Origin of the sequence: Mycobacterium sp. NPDC049093 (assembly GCF_040704635.1) — a bacterium.
In the GTDB taxonomy this organism is placed as follows: domain Bacteria; phylum Actinomycetota; class Actinomycetes; order Mycobacteriales; family Mycobacteriaceae; genus Mycobacterium.
In genome coordinates, this window is sequence record NZ_JBEZJS010000008.1 from 195,431 (window position 1) to 216,951 (window position 21,521).

29 protein-coding genes are annotated in these 21,521 nt (G+C 63.9%); all 29 read right to left on the reverse strand.

Features of this window, described 5'->3' with window-relative positions; translation table 11 throughout:
* Window positions 1-3: 3 nt before the first annotated feature.
* The 29 genes from AB0876_RS28670 to AB0876_RS28810 all read right to left on the reverse strand — a co-directional run bounded on the left by AB0876_RS28670 (window position 4) and on the right by AB0876_RS28810 (window position 21,435).
* On the reverse strand, window positions 4-1,725 hold the full coding sequence (locus tag AB0876_RS28670; protein WP_526043561.1) for a Gp37-like protein: 1,722 nt from the start codon (window positions 1,723-1,725) through the stop codon (window positions 4-6).
* A gap of 25 nt (window positions 1,726-1,750) precedes the next feature.
* Window positions 1,751-3,472 (reverse strand): DUF7257 domain-containing protein, encoded by a 1,722-nt coding sequence (locus AB0876_RS28675; protein ID WP_526043562.1) that lies wholly within the window; start codon window positions 3,470-3,472, stop codon window positions 1,751-1,753.
* Complete coding sequence (locus AB0876_RS28680; protein WP_526043563.1) at window positions 3,469-7,056, reverse strand: phage tail tape measure protein; 3,588 nt, start codon at window positions 7,054-7,056, stop codon at window positions 3,469-3,471. Before AB0876_RS28680 ends, AB0876_RS28675 begins: the two co-directional genes overlap by 4 nt.
* A gap of 14 nt (window positions 7,057-7,070) precedes the next feature.
* The gene (locus AB0876_RS28685) at window positions 7,071-7,262 is read right to left on the reverse strand and encodes a hypothetical protein (RefSeq protein WP_526043564.1); all 192 of its coding nucleotides are present in this window, start codon (window positions 7,260-7,262) and stop codon (window positions 7,071-7,073) included.
* Window positions 7,263-7,497: 235 nt separating this feature from the next.
* The gene (locus tag AB0876_RS28690; RefSeq protein ID WP_526043565.1) at window positions 7,498-7,950 is read right to left on the reverse strand and encodes a hypothetical protein; all 453 of its coding nucleotides are present in this window, start codon (window positions 7,948-7,950) and stop codon (window positions 7,498-7,500) included.
* A gap of 93 nt (window positions 7,951-8,043) precedes the next feature.
* Window positions 8,044-9,099: a hypothetical protein gene (locus tag AB0876_RS28695; protein WP_526043566.1), complete on the reverse strand. Its 1,056-nt coding sequence runs from the start codon at window positions 9,097-9,099 to the stop codon at window positions 8,044-8,046.
* Window positions 9,100-9,188: 89 nt separating this feature from the next.
* Window positions 9,189-9,605 carry a hypothetical protein gene (locus tag AB0876_RS28700; protein ID WP_526043567.1) on the reverse strand — a complete coding sequence of 139 codons (417 nt, stop codon included), beginning with the start codon at window positions 9,603-9,605 and terminating at the stop codon, window positions 9,189-9,191.
* Complete coding sequence (locus tag AB0876_RS28705; protein WP_526043568.1) at window positions 9,602-9,955, reverse strand: HK97 gp10 family phage protein; 354 nt, start codon at window positions 9,953-9,955, stop codon at window positions 9,602-9,604. The genes AB0876_RS28700 and AB0876_RS28705 overlap by 4 nt, the downstream gene beginning before the upstream one ends.
* Entirely contained in the window at window positions 9,955-10,359 is a 405-nt protein-coding gene (locus AB0876_RS28710; RefSeq protein WP_526043569.1) for a hypothetical protein, read from the reverse strand. Before AB0876_RS28710 ends, AB0876_RS28705 begins: the two co-directional genes overlap by 1 nt.
* Window positions 10,359-10,721 (reverse strand): hypothetical protein, encoded by a 363-nt coding sequence (locus tag AB0876_RS28715; protein ID WP_526041270.1) that lies wholly within the window; start codon window positions 10,719-10,721, stop codon window positions 10,359-10,361. Before AB0876_RS28715 ends, AB0876_RS28710 begins: the two co-directional genes overlap by 1 nt.
* Window positions 10,722-10,725: 4 nt before the next feature.
* Entirely contained in the window at window positions 10,726-11,058 is a 333-nt protein-coding gene (locus AB0876_RS28720) for a hypothetical protein (RefSeq protein WP_526043570.1), read from the reverse strand.
* Window positions 11,058-12,002 carry a phage major capsid protein gene (locus AB0876_RS28725; RefSeq protein ID WP_526043571.1) on the reverse strand — a complete coding sequence of 315 codons (945 nt, stop codon included), beginning with the start codon at window positions 12,000-12,002 and terminating at the stop codon, window positions 11,058-11,060. The genes AB0876_RS28720 and AB0876_RS28725 overlap by 1 nt, the downstream gene beginning before the upstream one ends.
* A gap of 32 nt (window positions 12,003-12,034) precedes the next feature.
* Entirely contained in the window at window positions 12,035-12,403 is a 369-nt protein-coding gene (locus AB0876_RS28730; RefSeq protein ID WP_526043572.1) for a capsid cement protein, read from the reverse strand.
* A gap of 1 nt (window position 12,404) precedes the next feature.
* Window positions 12,405-13,664 (reverse strand): head maturation protease, ClpP-related, encoded by a 1,260-nt coding sequence (locus AB0876_RS28735; RefSeq protein ID WP_526043573.1) that lies wholly within the window; start codon window positions 13,662-13,664, stop codon window positions 12,405-12,407.
* Window positions 13,661-15,067, reverse strand: coding sequence for a phage portal protein family protein (locus AB0876_RS28740; RefSeq protein ID WP_526043574.1), 1,407 nt, complete (start codon window positions 15,065-15,067; stop codon window positions 13,661-13,663). The genes AB0876_RS28735 and AB0876_RS28740 overlap by 4 nt, the downstream gene beginning before the upstream one ends.
* A 14-nt stretch (window positions 15,068-15,081) precedes the next feature.
* The gene (locus AB0876_RS28745) at window positions 15,082-16,554 is read right to left on the reverse strand and encodes a terminase (protein ID WP_526043631.1); all 1,473 of its coding nucleotides are present in this window, start codon (window positions 16,552-16,554) and stop codon (window positions 15,082-15,084) included.
* 175 nt (window positions 16,555-16,729) lie between these two features.
* A complete protein-coding gene (locus AB0876_RS28750; protein ID WP_526043575.1) occupies window positions 16,730-17,098 on the reverse strand; it encodes a hypothetical protein in 369 nt (122 codons plus the stop codon).
* A 193-nt stretch (window positions 17,099-17,291) separates the two neighbouring features.
* Window positions 17,292-17,741, reverse strand: a complete 450-nt coding sequence (locus tag AB0876_RS28755) for an AAA family ATPase (protein ID WP_526043576.1) — start codon at window positions 17,739-17,741, stop codon at window positions 17,292-17,294.
* Window positions 17,741-18,130 carry a hypothetical protein gene (locus AB0876_RS28760; protein WP_526043577.1) on the reverse strand — a complete coding sequence of 130 codons (390 nt, stop codon included), beginning with the start codon at window positions 18,128-18,130 and terminating at the stop codon, window positions 17,741-17,743. The genes AB0876_RS28755 and AB0876_RS28760 overlap by 1 nt, the downstream gene beginning before the upstream one ends.
* On the reverse strand, window positions 18,111-18,431 hold the full coding sequence (locus tag AB0876_RS28765) for a hypothetical protein (protein WP_526043578.1): 321 nt from the start codon (window positions 18,429-18,431) through the stop codon (window positions 18,111-18,113). The genes AB0876_RS28760 and AB0876_RS28765 overlap by 20 nt, the downstream gene beginning before the upstream one ends.
* Window positions 18,431-18,715: a hypothetical protein gene (locus AB0876_RS28770; RefSeq protein ID WP_526043579.1), complete on the reverse strand. Its 285-nt coding sequence runs from the start codon at window positions 18,713-18,715 to the stop codon at window positions 18,431-18,433. Before AB0876_RS28770 ends, AB0876_RS28765 begins: the two co-directional genes overlap by 1 nt.
* Entirely contained in the window at window positions 18,715-19,152 is a 438-nt protein-coding gene (locus tag AB0876_RS28775; RefSeq protein ID WP_526043580.1) for a hypothetical protein, read from the reverse strand. The genes AB0876_RS28770 and AB0876_RS28775 overlap by 1 nt, the downstream gene beginning before the upstream one ends.
* Window positions 19,149-19,379 (reverse strand): hypothetical protein, encoded by a 231-nt coding sequence (locus tag AB0876_RS28780; RefSeq protein ID WP_526043581.1) that lies wholly within the window; start codon window positions 19,377-19,379, stop codon window positions 19,149-19,151. The genes AB0876_RS28775 and AB0876_RS28780 overlap by 4 nt, the downstream gene beginning before the upstream one ends.
* Window positions 19,376-19,537 carry a hypothetical protein gene (locus AB0876_RS28785; protein WP_526043582.1) on the reverse strand — a complete coding sequence of 54 codons (162 nt, stop codon included), beginning with the start codon at window positions 19,535-19,537 and terminating at the stop codon, window positions 19,376-19,378. The genes AB0876_RS28780 and AB0876_RS28785 overlap by 4 nt, the downstream gene beginning before the upstream one ends.
* A gap of 326 nt (window positions 19,538-19,863) precedes the next feature.
* On the reverse strand, window positions 19,864-20,493 hold the full coding sequence (locus tag AB0876_RS28790) for a DUF7341 domain-containing protein (protein WP_526043583.1): 630 nt from the start codon (window positions 20,491-20,493) through the stop codon (window positions 19,864-19,866).
* A complete protein-coding gene (locus AB0876_RS28795; protein ID WP_526043584.1) occupies window positions 20,490-20,672 on the reverse strand; it encodes a hypothetical protein in 183 nt (60 codons plus the stop codon). Before AB0876_RS28795 ends, AB0876_RS28790 begins: the two co-directional genes overlap by 4 nt.
* Window positions 20,669-20,782, reverse strand: a complete 114-nt coding sequence (locus tag AB0876_RS28800) for a DUF7419 family protein (protein WP_526043585.1) — start codon at window positions 20,780-20,782, stop codon at window positions 20,669-20,671. Before AB0876_RS28800 ends, AB0876_RS28795 begins: the two co-directional genes overlap by 4 nt.
* Window positions 20,783-20,917: 135 nt before the next feature.
* Complete coding sequence (locus AB0876_RS28805) at window positions 20,918-21,289, reverse strand: hypothetical protein (RefSeq protein ID WP_526043586.1); 372 nt, start codon at window positions 21,287-21,289, stop codon at window positions 20,918-20,920.
* Window positions 21,286-21,435: a hypothetical protein gene (locus AB0876_RS28810; RefSeq protein WP_526043587.1), complete on the reverse strand. Its 150-nt coding sequence runs from the start codon at window positions 21,433-21,435 to the stop codon at window positions 21,286-21,288. Before AB0876_RS28810 ends, AB0876_RS28805 begins: the two co-directional genes overlap by 4 nt.
* Between the last annotated feature and the right edge of the window lie 86 nt (window positions 21,436-21,521).

Consider the following 21,521-nt stretch of genomic DNA (forward strand, 5'->3'; position numbering starts at 1 on the left):
CTCCTAGGATCTCGGGGCCAGAGTTGCGACATTGAAGGCTTCGAACAGCCCGGTGATAAATCGCTGATGCTTGGCGATGGATGCTTCTTCGGCCTTGCCGTCACCGATCTGCACCAGCAACTCCCTGTCTTTCGGGCTGAATCGCCAAGGGGTGTCTTCGACGTAGTCCGTGTACATCTCCCACCCACCACCGGGCACCGGGTAGATGAGGGAGAACAGTCCGCCCTTGAAGAAGTCGCGGCCCAACGCGAGTGGGCCGTATGGGGCGTTCTTCAGCACTGCCTGCGCGGAGGTGTACCCGCGGGTGTCGAACAGTGTCGTCAGGAACGTGAAGATCGCTTCGACGTTGTACGGGGCCGCCTGAGTGGGCACGACGACCTCGATGTTCGGGTGCATCGGCCCCATGTCCGAGCGCCGGCCGTAGTGCTGCAGCATCTGGAACGCGAAGAACGCATCGTTCATGAACCCGTCGAGCAGATTGCTTGGGATGCCTGTGAATCCAAGGACGATGGAAATCGAGTCGATCAGCCAGGACAGCGTGGCGTTGATCAGATCGTTCAGCCACTTCGGAGACTTACCGCCGATGATGATCTGCCACGCCTTGGGGCTGTGGTCAGTGACCTTGCACGACACCAGAGGCGAGTCCCCGCCGTGTTCGGGCGCAACCACAACCGCGTACGGTTCGTGGAAATTCACCCCCAACTTCGGTGCGACATACACGCCCGGCATCGACTGGACCTGCTGAATGATCGGCGAGAAAATATCGCCCAGCGACCCGCCGAGGTCCACGACCGTGCGGAAGATCGAATCCACCACAGTGCCGGTAGGCCCCGTGATCTGGCTGCGGTCCTTCACCGTCACCACATAGGTGGGCTTCGTGAGATTCGCCCACCGGTCCGGCTGCGGATCCCCCACCTCCCACAAGGACACGCTCACGTCGACGCCGTACGCCTTCGTCAGATCCTTGATGACCGTTCCGCACGACTCCATGCGAACCGTCTTGGCCACCAACGGAGAACCGTCGAAGAACGGGTTGGTGCGCACCACATACATGGGCGTCTTGAGCATCTCCAGGAACGTCTCCGGCGACAGCCCGTCACGCTCGATCGCCGACAGGATCGTGCCGAACCACGCCCGCACATCAGGATTCAGCGAGAACCCGTTGTTGACCATCTCCCAGATGCCGGCCTGGATACGCAACGCGCACTCGGAGATCATGTTTTCGATCACCGTCACGATGGGGCCCACGAAGATCGCGTGAGAGAACGGCTGAGCCTGGATGGGAAGCCACCATGACGGAAATATGGTCAGGTAGTTCAAAATGTCCCAGATGCCCAGGCAGCGAGCGGTTCCCGTCCACGCGGCCTTCTCATATGCCCAGTCGTGAGTGTCGACGTAGTAGGGCATCTTGACGCCGGCCGTCTCGACGATGACCCCGACCATCTCTTTGCGGCACAGCTTCATCGCCGCGATGTGGTCGCTGTCGCCCTTCAGTTTGAAGGTGGCGGCACCCTTGTCGTTGCGTGGATCGTTGCCCGACGACTCCATGAGGTCGGCGCCGAACCCCAGTTGCCGCGTCCAGAACTTGTCGGTCCGCGTGAAAATCCAGTCGGTGTCGGCCTCGTCCTGCAGCTTCGCCAACTTCTCCGCGGCCATGGCGCGCATGGAGATATCGCCGTGCAGCAGGTTGTCGTTCAGGCGCGCGAGGTCCGCGGTGGTCGTCATGACCCACCGCCCACAAAGCCGACCATCAGACCGGGTTTCTCCGCAGCGGGGTTCCGCTCACCAGGATCTTCGAGTCGGCATTGCCGCCCTCGATGGACACCTTCACGAAGTAGTCCGGCACCAGGGAATCTGGCGTACCCGGGGATTTCGCGGGGATCGCCGAGTCCTTGTTCCACCGCCCTTTCAGCAGCGACAACAGGTTGCCCTGCGGCGGGACGATGCCGAACGCCGATTCGATCTGCTGCAACAACGGCGGAACATTGTTGGCGTTCGCCCAGTCGATGAAGTCTTTCAACGCCTGTTGCCAAATGTTGAGTTCCTGCGGCGTCGGCGGCACCGACGTCAGATCCTTGACCTTCGGTGACTGCCGCGACGTGTCGATATGCACCACCTGGTTCGGCAGCAGCGGCCCGAACTCGACCATCTCCGAACTCCCCGGGGCGACAGCGAACTTGAAGGTGCCTGGCCCGAAACAGGTGTACTTGTCGGGCATTGGCTGATCGCCAATGTTTCTCCGGCGCAGAAACCCTGACTGTGTGACGGTGGCGTTGTCGCCGGCGGACAGCTTGCTGATCGGTGACGGGGTGGCCTGAGTGATCAGCGCCGCGGCGGCGAACATGCCGTTGCCGACACCGCGGTGATCCGGGCCCAGCTTCGAGCCCGTCCCCAGCTCGGCCGCCGACAGGATTACAGCCCCGTTGCGCAGAACTTTGAACATCCGCTCGTCACCCTCATAGCCGCAGACGAGGGTGAACTTCTCCCCTAGTGTCGGCGGGAACAGGAGCGGCAGGGTTCGGATGATGCCGACCTGCTCGAAGTTGACGAAGTACGACAACAGGATCGCGCCGTTGCCGTAGTAGCAGCGCACCCCGTCACCGGCCCACGTGCCGTCGGGGTTGTGGTTCATCCGGCCCCACAGAGTGTTTCGCGCCGACTCGGGCACCGACCACTCCTGGAATCCGCCATGCACCTGGGAGATCACCTGGTTGTTGGTGTCGGTCTCAAACCCGGGCCAGGGACCGTTGACCACCTCACGCGATTCAGTGGTGACCGGATCCGCGGGGTCATCCCACCAGAACATCTGACCGTTGTACGAGGTGCAGAACCCGCCACCATCGCCCGTGTAGTACTGCGGGATATCCCCCAGATCCTGAGTGGCACGGTTGTCTTCGGTGAAGCTGTCCGTCATCGCCTCGTAGGCGAACTCGAACATGTCCGTGTCGGGATAAGTGCGCCAAAACCCGTTGTCCGCCCGCAACACCAGAGTGATCTCCTGCGAGACCGCCTCGCCGATCTTGTCTGCCTCGGGCGGGCCCTTGAACCAGCGGACATCGGACCACCAGCGGCCACAGTCCTGGTCGATGAACGACAACTCCGATGTCAGTTTCTTGTCGATCGCAGCGAACAGAAGCCGCCGAACCTTGCGGAGATGCTTGGGATCCCGGCCGTGGCAGATCACCTTGATCTCCACCTCAGTCGGGCCCTGCAGAGCGTCGACGAACGTAACCCCGTCCTCCGTGGCGCCCTTCTGGTCGATGAAGTCCCACGGCGCGATCAGACCCTTGATGCCGTCTTTCTTGATCTGCACGTACTCGGGGTTGGCGTGCCGATCCGGGTGGGACTGGCCGCCCATCATGGACACCTTGATCGAGTCGTCGTACGCCCACAGCGTCACCGTGGGGATACGGCCCTTGAGGTGGTGGTAGGCGCCGTGCGGGACGATGTCACCGCTGGGGATGCTGATCACCGCTTACCTGCCGGGGAATTCGTGGCTTCAAGGTGGCGGCTAATGTCTGCGCCGGCGCGGTCCTCAGTGGCCTGCTGGTTGGTGTAGTTCAGCTCAATGTTGGTGTCGCCCTTGCCGCCCTGCTGCTGTCCGGCGGCTTGTGCGTTCGGGTTCGGAGGGGCTTGCTGCGCGGCCGTATTCGGCAGTGCGGGACGTGCGGAAGCGATAGCACCCGCGGCCTTTCCGAACCACGAATTGCCGATGCTGCCCAGCGGGGAACCCGATGGCAGGAACGTCTCCATCAACCCGGACACACCGATGCCAGCGACCTGGGAGCCGAACTGGATCGCACGGTTCGCCAGCTTCATCCCGGTCTGCGCGGCCTGCCCCGCCCCGGGTGCGAGCATGTCCAAACCGCCAGCGGCCATCATCGCGCCCTCCATCAAGCCGCCACCGGCGCCTATGCCACCACCGCCAGGCATCGCGGGATACGCGATACCACCGGTGGCCGTCGACGCGAACGGAGCAGCCTGCGGAGCGCCAACCCCGGGCATCATCCCGCCCGGCATCGACGGCACCCCCGACAGCGCGGGTGCGCCAGTGGTCAATCCGGGGTCCTGGTTGGCGGGGCTGTAGATGTCCGCGTTGCTCGGGGTAGGCAGCGCGATCAGGCCAGGCGAGGTGCCCACTGCCGCCGGAGCGGTAGGCGTGGCGGCTGGCGCGGATGCTGCTGCAACACCACCACCACTGGGCCGGTAGTAGTGCGATGTGAATGACGGATCGTACGCGCCGGAGCCGCCGTCCATGCCCCGTTGAGCAGCCGAGGAATCACTGCCCCAGTTGAAGTTTGTTCCGCCCGGCAGCGTGGCCTGCATGTGTCCGCTGTTGTAACCGACGCGGAAGTCACCCGGACCACCCATTCCCGGCACGAAGCCGCGAGCGGTCAACCACTCGGCCGCGTTCCCGGTGGACATCGATCGGCCCCCAGTCGGACGACCATCCAAGATGTTGACGAGATCCTCAACCGCACTGGAGCAGTCACCGATCCCCCTTGTCAGGTCGGCGATACCAGTCTGCGAATAGCTGCCTGACGGGACATTGGCCAACAGTGCTGCATCGCTGTATCCGCCATAGCCGCCTGGGGCGCGCAGCATCGCCGGGCCCATCGCCGATGTGGCGTATTGGGATTGGGTGTACCGCGGGCCGAACGCGCCTTGAGCGCCCATGATTCCGGCCAGTCCATAGCCGCCCTGGATCGGGTTGTACTTCGAGATCGCCGCCAACTGAGCTTCAAGCGGTGCCGCCGCGAGACTCCCCACGAATTTCACCAGGTTCTCAGCCAACCCGGGCAGGCCCTTCGAGATACCAAGATCGTTGTCGAGCGCGACACCGATCTGATCCATGCCCTGGCCAAAGCTCTTGGCCGCGGATTCCATCTTCTTCCACGTACCCTGCTGCGCCTCAGCCAGTTTCGTCTGAGCCGACACATACTGCCGCTCAGCCATCGTCACACCGTTACGGGCCTGGGCAAGCTCTTGCGCCGTCGCGGTCCCCTCGGCCTCCAACTCCAAGACGCGAATGCGGGCCTGCTCCACACTGTTCCGCGACGACATCAGCGACGTCTCCGCGTCATAAACCTTCTGCGGGTCCACCTGCCCGATCGCCGCCACATTCGGCATCCCCGGCATAGCACCGGGAACTGGGATCGCATCCACCGAGTACTGCGACGGATCGAACGACGGCTTGGCCTTGTCGCCTCCACCGGCAGCATCGGCGCCGGGGATCGGGGTGCGATCACCGGGTACTGGCGCCGGCGGACCTGCTGCCACAGGCTGCTGCGGGTACAGCCGCTTGTAGTAGTCACCAGACCCGGGCGGGACGAGTTGCGGCCCATTGAGAGCCGGAGGCAACCCACTATCAGTGGGCCCAACTCCGGGGCTGAGAAGGTCACCCAACCCGCCACCCATCGGAGGGCCCGTCACCGGCAGCGGATTCGCAGGCCCGTACACCCTCGGCGCAGTCGGAATCGGCGGACCCTTATAGTCCTCACCCACACCCAAAAGGCCAGGCACAGCCCGCAGCAACTCACGCAGCCCCGGGATGCTGGAAAACCAGTCCGCAATCTCAGTTTTCAGATTCGAGAACGCCTGACTGACAGCCCTGGTAGCGGCCTCCCACTCCGAGATAAAGTTGTCGGTCGCCGTCTTCGTCGCAGTCTCCGAAGTGCCCTGCAAATCCCGAAACTCGTTCTTCGCCGGATCCAGGCTCAGCCGATTGATGGCGTCACCCATGTCTTCCCACTGGGTGCCGAACAACCGCTGCCAAATCAGTGCCTGCTGCTGCGCATCACCGGTGGAACGCAACGCCTCCAGGACAGCGCCGAACGCAACCTTTGCAGTCTCACCACCCGCCGCGAACCGTCGCCCCATCTCGTCAGCGTTGAACCCGAGAGCCTCGAAACCTTCCTTCGTCGACTTCGACCCGTCGACAGCGCGAATGCTGAACTCCTTCAACGAGTCAGCCACCTTGTCGGTGTCCCGAGCGCCACCCTCAAGTCCCTGATGCAGCAGCGTCATGAACTCGCCAGCATCCAGACCGAGCTTGCGGAACTGGGTGGAGTACTCGTTGATCGTGTCCAGCCAGTCCTGAGACACATCCATGCCCTTTTGGAAGCCCGCGGTGATGACATCCAAAGCCTCAGACACCGACCCTGCGAACCCCGTACGCATGAGCGTCGTGACCGACCGGGACAACTCCTGCGCAGACGCACCCGTAACCGACGAGACACCCTGCACCTGCTGGATGACGTTCTGCACGTCAACATCCGAAGAGGTGGGCTCGATCAGGCCCGCCTGCAGCGCAGACCGTGCAGTGGCCAGGTTGTCCGCGAGGGACTCACCGAAGTTGTTCGCGTACGCCTGCCCCGCCGCGTTCGCAAACCGCGACATCGACGCCTCATCGAGCCCCATCGACGCCTGGAACTGGTCCTGCAGTTGGATCGTCGCCAACCCATCCGCGATGCCACTGGCCAGCAGCTTGCCAGCGCCAACGCCAAGCACTGCGACACCAGCCAAGGCCAGACCGATCGGCCCACCCGCGGCACCCAGTCTCGTCAGTGTTGACGCGCCGGCGAACCCGCTGACGAAGTCCCCTGCAGCGTCACGCCCAGTGGTACCTGCGCCAGAGATGGAGTCCCGCAGGCTGTCCATGAATGACTGGCCAGCACCGTTCGCAGCGTTCTCGTAGTCGCGGTATGCGTCGGTGGCGTCCCGTAAGGCACGCGCTTCGGCACGTCGAGCGCGCTCCAAAGCCTCGGCACGCGAGACGATCTGCGTGTGGTTTCCGGCGTTGCGGGCCTGATTCAGCTTCTCTTCAGCCTCACGGGTCCGGCCGGCCGCGTCGCTCATCTTGTCGTAAGCGTCGGTGACCTTGTCGGCTGACTTCTTCAGCTCAGCGTTGCCGGTGTTCATTCCGACAGCCATCGCCTCGGAGAACTTCCGGCCAGCGTTGTCGCCTGCATCAGCGAATACCCGTACGGCGCGTTGAGCTACAGCGGTGGCGGTCCGCTCATCGAGCTCAGCACCGACCGGGATCGCAACAGCCACTACTCACCTCCGATTTATGTGTCGCCGAATTCGGCCGCCAACTTCTCGATCTCGTCGTCGTAGAAGTCCTCTTCGGCCTGCGCCTCTTCGGCGCGTTCCCGCGCCTCACTGGGCGACTGGAACACCGTGTACTCGTACTCATGCTCGGTGCCCGCATATTTGCTGGCCCGATACGCCGCGACCTCTTTATGCAGGGCCGCAGTCATTCTCTTGAGAATCGACCAATCGCCATCACGTCCGAACGGCGCACCGGCCTGGGTCTTGAATTCCGACTCTTCGGGGAACCCGCGAATCAGACTGAGCAGAAGTCGACTTGAAAGCTTGAGGCATCCATATTTGTCTCGGTCGCCGCGATGCCACTGCCTGATATCTATGCCGTGATAGTGAGCAAGTAGCCCGTTCGCGATTTCGTCGGGGTAGCGGCACCAAAGTGCCGCTGCCTCAACGACTTTTCGAGTCTTGTTTCAGACGCTCCTGGAACTGTCGGTTCATCATCTGCCATGCGGTTGCGATCTGTCCGGGCACACCGCCGGCCTTGAGGAACTTCTTGTACGTCGCATCCCCCATCAGCGCGACAGCCAGCAGTTCTTTGTCGTTGATCAGTTCACCCTTGTGGCGCAGCGGGAACTTCTGCACGGGCCGCTCTTCCCCGGTGATGGGGTCCTTGCGGTTGTCGGTGTCGAGGTCCTCGGTCATGAACCGGAGGTGCTCGTTGTAGCGGGCTTCCATGTCCGGTGGCATGAGCTGCGGGTTGGGAAGCTCCCAGGTGTCCCCACCGCCGAGGTCGTAGACCTCGCTGCCCATGAAGCCGAGATACTCGGTGGCCTGCTCGCGGGCCTCCCGGGGCTTTACGGGGTGCTTGACTTCGGGTGTGGTTTCGTCGGTGTCCGGCATGGGGCTATTTCCTTTCGGGCTATTGGGCTTTGGGCTATGAGGGGTGTAGCTCGCGGGGCGGGCGTAGCCCGGCGCCCGCCCCGCGAGGTCTTGTTAGGTGGTGATCGCGAACGTGCCGCCAGTCAGGCCCGAACCTGAGCCGGTCAGCGCACCACCTGGCGTAGTGACCACCCACGGACCCGTGCCGGTGACATTCCAGTCCGCGGCGGTGAACCCGTCGTCCAGCGCCACGAGAGCCGTCTTCACCGCGGACGCCGTGGCGTTGTAGGCGATACCTGCGGTGGTGTTGCCGCGGAACGTCAGCGTGAACGTGCCGGCCGACGCGGCACCAACGGCCACGTTGTAAACGGACGGCACCGGAACGCCGAAGCCCTCCCAAGCGTCGCCACCGATGAATGTGTGCTTGATGATCTGCACATACTCACCGTCAACCATGGCCATGAAGTACCCCGACGGGGCAGGGTCGAATGTCAACTCAGCTGCGGTGCCCTTTTTGCCGAACTTCCGCTCACCGATGTTCGAGAGGGTGCAGTAGTCGTACGCATCGATCTCGTAGACGTACTTGCCTTCGCGCTTGCGGATGCCGTACAGCAGGAACTGGCGCGCGGGCCCGCCTGGCTCCAGCTTCTGAGAGACACCAAAGTTGGCCTCACCGGGGGTTTCCACCAGCAGGTTGCCGTTGGAGTCCGACAGGGGAAGGTTGTTGCGCAGCCGCAGGATTCCGGGCCACAGGTTCTGCAGGGCCTGGAAGGTGAATGGTTCCTCCTGCTCGGTGACCTCCTGCTCGAACGGCCAGGCTGACTGCTCGATGCGCTGCTTGTCGGTGGTGATGTTCGGCTTCTGCGAGGGGCCATTGCCGTCGCCGAACGCGCCGGCCTGAATCCAGCCCTCGTTCGGATCCGTATTGGGCACCCAGGTGCCGTTTACGCGCTTGAATGCGCGCAGGTCGTCGCGCAACTTCCCGTCGAGGGCGAACGGCGAGAACTTCACGCTGCCATTGGGGTTGTGCGGGGAGATGTCGGTGTCGGCGCCACGGAAGTCGCGGAAGAACACCGCGATCAGGCCAGTGCGGTGACCGCCCTGGAACCGGTTGTCGACGTCGAGGTAACCACCGGCCGAGGGGGTCGTGCCGGTTGCGGGTTGCGTCATCTGACGCTCCTTTCGGATCGGTGATGAACCGGAAAGCAATCCGGCAGTTTGGAGATGGGCTAGATGCGGCCGTGGCCGCGCACCGCCACTCAGGCGATGACGTAGGAAAGGCTGAGCTCGTACACCGCTTTCACGCGGAACACGTTGTCGGCCTTGTAGTCCCGCAGCGCGGGGTATTGCTGCACGTCGAGCCAGTCAGCGTTGACGATCCCGCCAGCCATGGGCACGTCGAACAGTTCGGAGTCGAGCAGCAGGATGCGGCGGTGGGTGATGTCGCCCTGCCGGATCGCTTCGCTCGGGTCCGAGGCGAACGTGTGCACCGACAAGATCGCCCGATCGCACTGCGAATTCAGGTCGTCGGCACCGTCGATGCGGTTGACCTGGCGGAAGATCGGCGCCGGCTCGGTTTCCTTCCGGATCAAGCCGCACGGCCCGAGGGGCGCGAGGTGCGCCAGCATGAACGCCTGGGCGTTCGGAACCGTCAGGGGGTAGAGGGGGACGGTCATTCTGGCCTGTTGATCACGTCTTCGGCGGTGCCACCGAATGCGATGGCAGTGCGCGCACCCACGGCGTACTCGGGTGTCGGTGTTTCGCCGCCAGTGCCGTCTTCGATCCAGTGGGCCTTGAAGTTCTCGTTGACGACACGGGTTTCGCCGTCGAAGCCCTTGCCCTGGTCGACCTTCCAGTCCTTGGCGTAGTCGCCGTGATCTACCGGTGAGATGGACTTCGCATGGTCAGCCATCTGCTGTGCCACACGCTTCTTCTCGGCCTTCACCTCGGCCGACTTACGCAGCTCCTCGTCGATGGCGGCCTGCGGCACACCGAGCTCCACGAGCGCGTTCTTGCGTCTCGCCATTAGCCCAGCCGCCTCTCACACAGGCAGAACACGTGATCCTCACGCCCGTCGAGGTCAATCTCGAGGACCGCGGGACCGATCATCTCGAATTCCCGGCCGCGCTCGGTCAGCCGCGTCACCGAGGTGAAATCATCGACTGTGATGGGTGCGGGTGTGTTCGCGTCATCGACCGCGGGGACCTGTCCACCGGCGACCGGCATGAAACACCACGCCTGCTCACGCGTTGTGGTCGTGATCGCGGTGGAATCCTCAGCCGTCGACTGGGTTTCGAACAGGCAGTTGTCCACCCACACCGTCAGTTCGGTGGTCTGCGGCACCATGAACTCGTCGAGCACCGGGTGCCCGGCGCCGTCGAGCACCGGGACATTCCGAACAATCCCGACCCGTTGACCACCGAGACGCATCAGTAGTCACACTTCGGGAAGTGCCCGCGCGGCGCCGCCTTGATCGGCAGCCCGAGCATCCGCTTATGCCGGTCGGTGATGAACTTCTCCACCGCGGCCCGGTCGATCGCCGCGGTCTGCTGCCGGTGCCCGACAATCTTGGTGAAGGAGGTGACAGGCCCGAATTCGCCGTACAACATGGCGTCCCGGGTCACCTCGAACGTGACGACCTTCGCCGCCTGGTCGTCGTCAGCGATGGCGGGAATGCGGTCCCGGATCCAGTCGGAGACGACGGTCAGCAGCGACGCCGCCAACGGGTCAGTAGCCCACGCGGGATTCTTGGCCCAGTTGGCGAACGTCACTGCGTCCAGGAAATCGGCCACTGGCCTAGTCCGTGGCCTCGATCAGAGCCCAGAGCTCGTCCTTGGTCTGGTCTTCCAGCTCGTCACGGTCATAGGTGCCGTGCTCCATGAGCCAGTTGACCAGGACGGCCTTGTTGGCGACCTTGACTGGCTTGCCGCCGGATTCCGGGCCTTCGGTTTCCGGCTCGTCGACCTCGACGGCCGGCGCGCCGCCAACTTCGTGCACCATGCCCAGATCGAGCAGGTGGGTGGCCAGATCCTTCGGAAGCCACGGAATGACCGCACCCTGATAGCAGTGATGGACCTTGCCCTCCTGGTCCCGGGCGAGAACCAGGGGGGCGTCCACGACGTACGACATCAGGCGTCGACCCCGTTGATGAGCCAACCGGCGCCCGGCTCCAGCACGATCGGCACGGTGATGCGGCGGGCGCGCAGGCGCCAACCGTCCACGTTCTTGTCCCGGATCGACTGGACCTGCAGGCCGTTCTCGGTCTGCACGTAGTCCGGGGACGCCAGCCGCTCATCGGTGAAGCCACCGAACACCGTGGTGTCCAGCATGAGCGCCTTGCCGGTCGACGGGGCGTTCGGGCTGGTGAGCCAGGTGAACCCGCCGATCTGACGCATGAACATCGAGTTGAGGCCCTGACGCACCGGGGTGGACTCCACGCCGGGGTACTCCTTCGGTAGGAGCTTCATCAGGTCGTCGTCGGACACGATGTTGGCGAACACCTGCGGCTCGACGAAGATCGCGTTGGGCATGTAGCCCTGCTTCAGGTTGATGATGCTGGTGGCTGCCCGCATCACGTCCCGCAGGATCTTCGAGGTGCCGCCGCCGGTCTTCCACGAGGCGATTGCGTTGGTGTTCTGGGTGACCGCGGAGACGGCAGCCGACAGACCAACGGTGTCGATGGTCTGGATGTGGCTGTTCATCAGCTTGCGGAACGCCCGCTGAACCGCGTTGTACCGCTCGCGGCTGATCCGCTCGTCGGTCAGCAGGGTGTCGTTGCCCCACTTGACGGTGTTCGCCGTCGATGCCGGCCCGGTGCTCACGTTCGTGATCGGGTACTCACCGCCGGGCGGGACAGCCTTGGGGGCGTTGTCGGCGTAGATCGACTCGTTCTGCTCGTAGCCGATCGACCCCGATTCGGTCCAGAACTGCCCGGTGAGGATCTTGTCGGCGACGAACTGCTCGTCGGCGACCGAGCGCAAAGCCCGTGCGACCCAAGGGGTGTCCTTGAGGAACCGGTTGATGGAAAGGACGTCGCCCGAGATGGTGGGTGCGCCCGGAGGGTACTGAGGCATGGTGACCTACTTTCTGTGAGTGTTCCCGAGCCTCAGCGGCCCAGCTTGATGACGACCTTGGAGTTGGCCGCCGCCGACAGGGCGGTGCCGACGATCTGTTCCGGCTTGTCGGTGCCGGTGGTGAATGCGGCCACTGCGCCTGCAGCGGCGGCGATCACAGGCTTGCCGGCGGCGATCGAGCCGGAAGCCGGGACCTGGTGCACGCCCACGGTGTAGACGACCACCTGGGCGCCGCTGGCGGCGTCATGGCCGGCGACACCGAGCCACGCCTCATTCGCCGCAGCACTCGGCGCGACGGTGTCGTTGCCGGACACGACGAGCACCTGACCGCCTGTCACGCTCGCGGAAGTGGTGCGCGGCAGCCGATCTGCCGGGAAGTACGCGGGAGTCTGCTCAGCCATTTCAGGCATCCTTTCCGTAGGTGTGGCCGGTGATGCTGGCGAACACCGTCGCCATCTCGGCGTCCTGGGTGTTGTCCTCGCGGCTCACGCCGTGACCGAGCTCGTTGACCGGAACGGCCTTGTTGGCCGGCAGGGTGTTGAGCAGCGCCAGGGTGCCGTCTCGGTTCTTGTCGATCTCGGCACGCCAGGTGTCGGCGCTCGCGGCGTCGATACGACCCGTGTTGAGCGCGTTGGTGATCGCGGCTTCGTTCTCGGCCTTGATCGCGGCGTCACGGCGGGCGGACAGGTCAGCCACGGTGGCCACCATCTCGTCGTGGGATGCCTTGTTGACGGCGACCATGCCGAGCTTGGCCAGCACCTCGGCCGCCTGCTCTGCCGTGGGAGCACCGTCGGACGGCTCGGGGCGTTCGGCGATCTTGTTGATCGCCTCTTCGATCGCGCTGTCGTCGGCGTCGGCGTCGAGGCCGAGCTTCTGGAGCACGCTTTCACTCAAGGTTGCCATAGTGGCCTCCTCCTTCTTCTCGGTTACCTCGGCCGCCTTGTCGACGGGCCCAGGGGTCTCGTTGTGCGCCTGCGGCTTCCGCGGCGCTGGCGCATGAGAGCGCCCGGCATGGTTGAACACCGACAGATCGATGCTGTTCTTGGCCGCGCCACTGGCCGCCGACTTGCTGCGCTTCGGCGCCTTCAGCACCCGATCGGCGATCCCGGCGTCCACCGCTTCCTGTGCTGACCACCAGGTTTCGGCGGTGAGCACGTCCATCCACTCATCGACGGTGCCGCCAGCCCGCTCGGAGAAGATCGAGGCGATGTTCTTGCCGATCTGCTCCAGCCGGTCGACGGTCTTGCGCAGATCGTTCGCGTCACCGATCGCCATCACCCACGGCAGATGCGCCATGAGTTCGGCGTTCTCGGCCACGACCAGTTCATCGCTCGCACCGACTGCGATGAACCCGGCCGCCGACGCTGCGACGCTGTCGACGGTGGTCACCACCTTGGCCGAGTGCTGCCGCAGCGTGTTCATGATGGCGACAGCCTCGTAGACGTTGCCGCCGCGCGAGTGGATGTGCAGGTCGATCGTCTCGATGCCGTCGCCCAGCGCCTGGAGCTCGTTGCGGAAGTCGACCGCGTTCACCCCGTAGAACGGGATGATGTCGTCGTAGATGTCGACCGCTGCTGTCTTCGGGTCATCGGCCTTGTTCTGCACCGAAAACCACTGGCGTGGTTCGGCGTCCTCGGTCTGATACCAGTCAGTGACGTTCACCAGAGCCCCTTCTGTTGGTTCTTCGGATGCTCACGACGCTGCCGGGCTTTCGCCGAGGCGCTGCGTGACGACGACGGTGGCGGAGGCGGATCCTGTTCGGGGCCTTCGTCGTCGGCCTCGTCTTCGCGAGCGGAGTCCGGGTCGCGTGTTGGCAGCCCTGCGGCCGAACGTAGGAACGCCTCAAGCGGCGCGTCCGGGGTCAGCAGCTTGGCGTTCACGAGCATCTGCAGTGCAGCGGCGATGAGCTCCTGGCCGATCTTGTCGAACACCAGCAGCGGGGCGGGCTCGTCCTCGCCCCAGTTGCGATTCACGATGTCCTCGACAACGAACGCCTGAGTTATCTCGCGAATATCCTCGGCGACCGCGTCCACCGATTGGTCGAATGTGCCGGCCTGCACGTTGGCCAGCGCGTAACTGCCGCCCTTGCCGTCCAGGTTCAGGAAGTTGGCCAGCACCACCAAGGCCATTGCGTGGTCGTGGTATTCGATCGCGCGCCTCGGATCGATCGGCGTACCGGTCGGCGAGACAATGTTGAAGTCCTCACCCTCGGTGAGCGCCAGGCCGGCCGACTCACCACCGCCATAGTTCGAGGCGATGTCGAGCAGCTCCTCCATGCGGTCTTCGTCTTCTGAATCCGCCGAGTTGCCGGTGATCTTCGGGACACCGATGCCGTGCCGGCGGATCGCCGCGGCCTCGATGCGCATCAACTCGTCTTTCCAGACCCAGTGCTTATACGCCGGGCGCAGCAGGCTGTTGCCGACCCACACACCGGGGTCCATGTCGTGCGCGTACACAACCAGGCGATCCACCGGGATCGCCGGACCCATCGACGTCGGCGCCATCACCACCATGCCCGGGCCGCCGAACGTGCCGGCGGGCCACTGCTGCACCGAGATCAGGCCGCCGTCGCGGTCCACGTTCCAGTACGCGATCGACGACTGCGGCCGCGGCGCGAGCTTGCGCAGCGGGAACAGTCCGTTCACCGGCGCCCCGTACACGATCTCGAACACCGCGTGCCCGAACTGCAGATACCGAAGCGTCTGCTGGAGATGGCGAGCCCACGAGAAGTTTCCGCGCGTACGCGGTGTCGGCTCATCCTCGGCAGCACCCTCGATGGGCAGTCCCATGCTCGCGGCGACGTGCTTCACGACCTCCGGGCGGGCGCCATTGGGTCGAATCCGCCACGGTGTGCGCCGGATTGGAAGCCCGACCGCCCGAAACACGGACGCCACGCGGGCGTCTTCGCGGACCATCCGGCCGTACGTGAACACCGAATTCGGCCAGGTGCAGTCCGGATTCTGCTCGAACTGGTCCAGCATGGGCAGGCCCCAAGCAGTGAATGAGCCCGGAATGGGGTTGACGTAGCCCTTTTCGGTGCGCGGAGCGGCGGTCTTGGGTGCCAACGTCGCTCCTCTCGTTAGAACGCGGTTGTCATCGCGTTGAACTGGTCATGTGTGCGTCTGCTGGCGCGCTTGGCGGCCGTACGTGGCGCCACCGTCTTCCCTGCTGGCTTGGCGCCGAACTTTCGGAGCGCCCAGTGCGCCATCGAGGCCCCCACCAACGGGATCGCCACGCCGGCATCGTCCTCAGCCCACAGCGAGTCACCACCAGGCAGCTCCCGCAGCGATGCACTCACCACCGCGTCGTTGAGGATCTGCTGATCACTGTGCGACAGCAGACCGGCCAGGGCGTCGGAGTAGAAGCCGTTGAACGACAGAGCCATATCCGCGGTGTTCATCACCACCGGCTCGATCCCCGCGGCAATCAGCAGCGGCTCAAGCACGATCGCGCCGTTCTTCCGGTCCAGCACCAGCGCCACCGGATTCCACTCAGTGACCTTCGTGATCAGATACTCAGCGATCTCCGTGTGATGACCGTGCCGCAGCGGACCCACCTCGACGTGAATCCTGGTGCCGTCGGCCGTTGTCTGCCCCGCCACGATCGACCAGGTCCGCTTGTTGCGGGACTGCCGCACCGCGATCGTCCGAGAACCTGCCAGCCGCGCACCGGGATTGGCCATATCGGTCCACACCGCCTCAGGGATCGGCGAACCGATCTCGTCCTCATCGGGCGGGTAATCCCCCCAGCCCAAATAGTCCGCGTCGAAGATTGCCCGCTGATCAACCGTCTTGGCTTTCTGCTGCTTCGAGCGAATCTCACGCTCATTCGTGGCCACCCCGTAAGACGGTTGCGCCAACTCCCACGTGGCCGGCTCTGTCCGATCAGCATCCCGCGGCGCCGCATACATCGCGTAGTACAGATCAGGGGCCAGCTTGTGCCCCAACCGATGCAGACCGGCCAACGTGTGACACTTCGGATGCACCGAAGCCACCGGCGCCGTCGAAATGTAGATCGTCTGCGGGTTCTTCGCCGCCGACTGCGCGCCCGTCAGGTTCGCCTCTTCTCCCGGGTCGATGTCGTACGCCTCATCGATGATGAGCAGATCAATCTCGGTGTAACCGCGACCGAAATCCTGCGACCGCGGACCGAACTCGGCCTCACACACGATCTCGCCGGTACGCGGATGCTTCAGCTTGATCGAACCGCGGTTGCCCGCCTTCGATGGCTTCTCCGCCAACCGCGACTTCAACCACGGCACCCGATCGATCACCGCACACACACGCTTGAACACGTCGTACGCCGTCGACCACCGCTGCGCCGTGTAGATGATCCGCCCAGAGCGCAGCACGAACATGTGAAACAAGATCAACAGCACGATCAGCAGCGTCTTGCCCTGCTGCCGAGTGCATTCGATGCACACGTCGCGGTGCGTCCACAGGCTCACCGGGGCCCGGCCCTCGCGGGCCGCATCCTCCAGCTCCTCGTCCGTCGGCGGCTGCACCGACGTGATCGCCTGAATCGACCGCCACTGCCACGGCATCGGCCGCAGCCCCACCGCAAAACCGAACTTGCCGCACCGATCCGCCTGTGCCGCCTCATCACCCGGATGCTTCGACTCAAACTCTGGTGTCTGCCGGCCCTTCAGCCGCGGCCAGGACCCCACCCACTCGGGCCACTGCACACGATCCGACTTCCGTGTCGGCGGTCGCTTCGGCGCCGGCCGCTTAGAACTTGTCGAGAGGGTCGCTGTCATCGTCAGGCCCGGTCGAAATCCCCGCACGCTGCCGATGAATGTCGGCTAGGTAGTGACGAAACACCGTCGCGCACTGTCTCGCCTCCTGGAGCACCTTGTCCACCTGGACCTCAACCACCTCGTCACGAACCCGCAGCCGCATCCACGCGTCCTGCTTGCCCGACAGAAGTGCGTCGAACTGCTCCAGCCGATCCGCCATCCGGCATGCCTCGATGATCATCAGCGTTAACGGATACGGATCCGTATCGCGCGCCAACTCCGCCATCAGGCGCTGCCCAGCGGTCGTCGCTTCCGAGTTAGCTGGGTCCGGGTCGGAGTTTGCTGGAGCCTTCGCCGTCACCGGACACCGCCGGCGATCTGATTCGTTTTGGCCGGATCGAAAAAAAACTGACCGGTGCCCCGGGGGTCAGGGAGGGCGCCCCGCCTGGATATTTTCTGGGGGGTGGGTCGCTGGTCGCGTTTCCGCTGGTCAGAGCGTTGCCGATGGCCGAGTCGCAGGCCTCTGACCTGCAGCGATGGCGCGTAGCTAACGATCACCATCCCATCACCACCTGCTCATGTTTGCTGGCCGTCGCTGGTTGTTTGCTGGCAGCGTGCTGGTCGTACCAGAGTTTGGCCGCTTGGTGCATTCGCCATGGCCGTTCGGCTTTGCATCGGGCAAGGACCACGCTGCGGCCTGGGTCGATGGTGATGACCTTGGCGCCGTGGGCCTGGTAGCGGGCGATGAGTGAGGCGCTTGGCATGGAGTGGATGACGTACACGTCGTGCTCGTGGCTCAGGGTCAGGGCTGTGTCGATGGCTGCTTGTCGTGCTGCCTTGGTCACTGCCTTGACGTGTTGTGGTGGGTCGTGTGGATCGTGGCCTGGTGGTGTGAGCACTGAGGCAATGGCGTCGTAGTCGATGGTGATGTCGCCGGGCTTTGCGTGTTGCCGCACATAGGTGGACTTGCCGGATGCTGGTGGGCCAGTGATGAGGTAGAGCATCACCAGTCCATCGCGAGTGCGTCGGTGTCCACCATCGGTGTGGTGGTGATGCCGAGCTTGGCGAGTGCTGCTGTCCATTCGGATGGATGGACGCCGAGCACTGCGGGGCGGCGGGTGTCGTGCCGGCCGTCTTGGCGTTGGCTGTTGCAGTTGCCGTGGAGTAGTCGGTCTGCGCGTTGGCCGCCGAATGCTCGGGCTTGGCTGTGGTCTGCGGCGAGTTGCTTGCCGTCCCAGTTGCGTGTGAGCAGTGGGGCTTTGAACATGGGGAGTGAGCACCACCAGCAGAGGGTGCCGTCGATGTGGCGGCGTTGGAGTCCTTCGGCGTGTTGTTGGTGTTTCCAGCCGAGGCCGCGGTCTGTGGTGTTGGACTTACGGCCGGGCCTTGGCATCACGCGCCGCCTGCGCCAGGTCTGCGGCGATGTCGTGCTCCGGGTCGGACCACGGCTGCGTCGTGCCCTTCTTCTTGGTGAGTGTGAACTCGCCGTCGTCACTGGTGGTGAGTTCGAGGCTGTATGCCTTGTCGCCGGTGGCGCATTCGCTCATGGCGGTGATGAGTTGGATCATGCCGGGGCGTGCGGCGCGGGGGTTCTTCATGGCTTGGACGAATTGTTCGGGTTGTTTCTGTTGCCATTCGCCGAGGTCGCCGTTCATCCATGTTTCGCCGTTGACGACGATGTGCAGGCTGGGCATCAGACGAGCTCCGTACCGCAGTTGGGGCAGGGGCATCCCTTGGTTTGCCTGCCGTAGACGGAGATGCCGCACTGCTTGCACACAGCGGTTGGCTTCCTGGCCTCGATTGACACATCGCCGACGAATAGCGTGATGGTGAGCAGGTTCCGCTTGTGGAGGCGCTCAACCTTGACGCTGTCCTCAACGATCGGATAGGGGAACTCGTCCTCACCGATGAACACTTCACCTTTGGCGGTGACACGGACGGGCTTCTTGCCGTTCTCGCGGAATGTTGAGGTGTCCATCAGGCTTTCCTCCGATGTTGGGCTGAACATTCGGGTTCCATCTTGGACAGGGCCCGGATGAGTGCTGGGCCGTTGATGGTGGGTTTGTCGGCGTCGATGTTGACTTCGAACAAGGCTGTGCCGCAGGTGCAGTGGACTGTGACTGTGCGGTGGCGTTCCACGCCGGCTGCTGCGTCGGCGCGGAGTTGGGCGACCTCTGTCTTGGTGATGGTGAGGTCGTAGCCCTTCTCGTCCAAGAGGTGTGCGATCGCTTCGCCGGTGAGTTTGGCGATGTCGAACGACGGTAGGCCTGCCTCGTCTGCCATTTGTTTCGCCATGTCCGCGGGGATGTGGGTGTTGCGGAACATGGGCAGCGGCAGCGGGATGGGGCCTTTGTCGTCGCCGGGGTGGATGAGGGCTGGGAGGTTGTCAGCGATGAGCTGGGCTACAGCGATCACAGCGGCCTGAGCTTCGGTGCCACGTAGATGCCTCGCGCTTGGTCTCGGCGGGCCTTGGCTAGGCGTTCCTCTGCGGCGGCCACGGCGATGTTGGCTGCGAAGGCCTTCCCGGCAGCATGTCCGATCGCAACGTGCACGTGGCCGAGGTGCGGCGGATCCAGCTTGTTGGACTGTCGGATGAGCATTCGCGCCGTCCGACGCAACACGTGAGCGACCTTGCGTTTCACGGTGTCTCCCTGCGCGGTAGGCGATCCAACAAGCCGTTGAGTACGCGTTCGGCGGCTTCGATCAGTGGTTGTTGGCCGGATGCGCGTGCTTCGTTGAGGCTGCGTTTGGCGTTGGTGATGCGCTCGGTGAGTGGCGTGGGGGTGGCGAAGGTAGGCATTGGATACCTCCCGGAAGCAGAAACGCCCCGCATGTCTCGGGGCGTTTGCGCTGAAGGGCTCTGGGCACACTTCTAGCGCGCACTTGTCACGATACCGTGTTTTGCCTGGACGGCAAGCAGGGTTGCCGGTGTGTCAAGCACCGATAGATCCGCCTTACGTCAACCTGGGCGGGTGATACGCCGAGATGAAGAAGTGCGATTCCGCGCCTGGCGTCGGGCACTTGCTGTCGGGAACCAGGTGCTCACCGAGGCTTTTGCCGCAGTGGTCGCACACTTCCGCTAGCGTGTAGCTCATCGCGCCTCCGATCCGATAATCATGCGTTGTGTCAGATTCCGGTGATGCCTGCGGGGAGGTCGAAACCCAGCAGTTTGCACAGGAACAGGTAGTTTTCCGGCGGCCAGAACGCTTTGCACGCATGGCATGTGCAGCCGGTACTGGTGACGAGTTCAAGGGCTGGGGTGCGGACGTTTTCGCCGGTGTTGTCACGCCTGTAGGTGTGGGTAGCGCCGCACGATGGGCAGGGCGCGGAGACGTGTTTGACGTGGGCGGGGTTGAACAGGCGGTCGATGTCGATGGCCCAGGATTGGATGATGTTGGTCATCTTCTCGATGAGTTTGACGTCTTGCGGCCGCCACGACTGGTCTTGCAGGAAGCGGAGTCTGGCGATGGTGGCGGGGACACCCGAATAGCCGGGTTGCCACACCGACACCATCAGATCGATGTCTTGGAGGAGTACGAGGGCGTCGGTCCAAATTGGGGGTTTGGATTTGGATCCGCCGCCGTTGCCGGTTTGGGATTGTTCGCCTCCGACTGCGTTGAAGAGTTGCATGTAGAGGCTGGGTGCGTAGAGCATTTCGCCTTGGTGGAGGGTGGGTACGGGTTCGATGAAGGCGTTGATGGCGCCTTGGAATTCGGTTTTGGCGGCCGGGAGGTTTCCGTCGATGGGTTGGCTCACTGCTGGTCCCCGCTTCCAAGCTCAGGCTGAACTCCGGGCCGTGGGATGAATCGCATGTCGTCGACGTCCTCCAGGTGGATGAGCACTTCGTTGTCGCTGACTTGCTCGAAGACGGGTAGGGCGGTGAATGTCCTTCGTCCGAGCGGTGTGTCGATGACGTACTGGCGGCGCTTGCTCACTGGTGGTCCTTTCCGTGCTGGCATTCGGTGCGTGGTTGCCAGCAGGCGGGGCATGTTGGGGATTGGTGGATGTAGGTGGCTTGGGCGTGGTGAATGTCAGCGAGCTTCACGAGCGGCCTCCGCGTCGTGGTAGTCCTTGATCTCAACCGTTGTCATTTGCTTGCCGCATCCGCAGGTCCACGCACCGTCCACGACTTCCCAGTCGAATCCGCCGCAGCGGGAGCAGGTGACGTTCGATGTCCAGCTCATTGGGATGCCTCCGCAGCGGCAAGGAGCGCGGCGGCGAGTGATCGGGCTTCGTCAACGCTGAGCGGTTCGCCTGGTTCGTTGTTGTAGGCCACCTGAACCTCGCCCGGACATTCTGGCCAGACCGTCACGCCGTACATGCCCATGCCGCGCAGCCACGCCAGGCGGTCGGCGGGCGGAAACTCCGCATCCTCACCCTCGTCATAGCGGGTGGAGTCTGCCTCGTTCAGTTCCACGACGGCTATACGGGCCGCCTTGAGAGCAGCGAGGATGGTCCGAGCATTGGCAACAAACTGATCCGGCGTTTCCCCAGCCTTGCTATAGATGGCCCACAACACGTCGGCGAGAGTGTTCCCGATGTGGTCGGTCATGCGGTCTCCTCGAATCCGTAGCTGTGCCCACAGAATCCGCAGACGGTGTAGGCAGGGATGGTGATGTTGTTCATGTGTTGCTCGGGTACGCGGTCGGTGGGGGCGAATCGGAGGCAGTTCAGGCAGTGGCGGATGGTCACTTTCATGCGGGCCTCGCAACGTCTTGGTGCCAATGTCCGCACGGTGGTGGTTGGCCTCGCTGGTACTTGTCGCCGTTCGGGTCTGGGTAGCC

Coding starts and splice junctions, on each gene's coding strand:
- AB0876_RS28685 (WP_526043564.1), bottom strand. CDS start 7,262: ATGACTGCGGCCCTGCATAAAGAGGTCGCGGCGTATCGGGCCAGCAAA.
- AB0876_RS28760 (WP_526043577.1), bottom strand. CDS start 18,130: ATGCCAAGGCCCGGCCGTAAGTCCAACACCACAGACCGCGGCCTCGGC.
- AB0876_RS28810 (WP_526043587.1), bottom strand. CDS start 21,435: ATGAAAGTGACCATCCGCCACTGCCTGAACTGCCTCCGATTCGCCCCC.
- AB0876_RS28695 (WP_526043566.1), bottom strand. CDS start 9,099: ATGACGCAACCCGCAACCGGCACGACCCCCTCGGCCGGTGGTTACCTC.
- AB0876_RS28805 (WP_526043586.1), bottom strand. CDS start 21,289: ATGACCGACCACATCGGGAACACTCTCGCCGACGTGTTGTGGGCCATC.
- AB0876_RS28710 (WP_526043569.1), bottom strand. CDS start 10,359: ATGCGTCTCGGTGGTCAACGGGTCGGGATTGTTCGGAATGTCCCGGTG.
- AB0876_RS28705 (WP_526043568.1), bottom strand. CDS start 9,955: ATGGCGAGACGCAAGAACGCGCTCGTGGAGCTCGGTGTGCCGCAGGCC.
- AB0876_RS28720 (WP_526043570.1), bottom strand. CDS start 11,058: ATGTCGTACGTCGTGGACGCCCCCCTGGTTCTCGCCCGGGACCAGGAG.
- AB0876_RS28785 (WP_526043582.1), bottom strand. CDS start 19,537: ATGCCTACCTTCGCCACCCCCACGCCACTCACCGAGCGCATCACCAAC.
- AB0876_RS28770 (WP_526043579.1), bottom strand. CDS start 18,715: ATGGACACCTCAACATTCCGCGAGAACGGCAAGAAGCCCGTCCGTGTC.
- AB0876_RS28725 (WP_526043571.1), bottom strand. CDS start 12,002: ATGCCTCAGTACCCTCCGGGCGCACCCACCATCTCGGGCGACGTCCTT.
- AB0876_RS28730 (WP_526043572.1), bottom strand. CDS start 12,403: ATGGCTGAGCAGACTCCCGCGTACTTCCCGGCAGATCGGCTGCCGCGC.
- AB0876_RS28755 (WP_526043576.1), bottom strand. CDS start 17,741: ATGCTCTACCTCATCACTGGCCCACCAGCATCCGGCAAGTCCACCTAT.
- AB0876_RS28765 (WP_526043578.1), bottom strand. CDS start 18,431: ATGCCCAGCCTGCACATCGTCGTCAACGGCGAAACATGGATGAACGGC.
- AB0876_RS28690 (WP_526043565.1), bottom strand. CDS start 7,950: ATGCCGGACACCGACGAAACCACACCCGAAGTCAAGCACCCCGTAAAG.
- AB0876_RS28700 (WP_526043567.1), bottom strand. CDS start 9,605: ATGACCGTCCCCCTCTACCCCCTGACGGTTCCGAACGCCCAGGCGTTC.
- AB0876_RS28670 (WP_526043561.1), bottom strand. CDS start 1,725: ATGACGACCACCGCGGACCTCGCGCGCCTGAACGACAACCTGCTGCAC.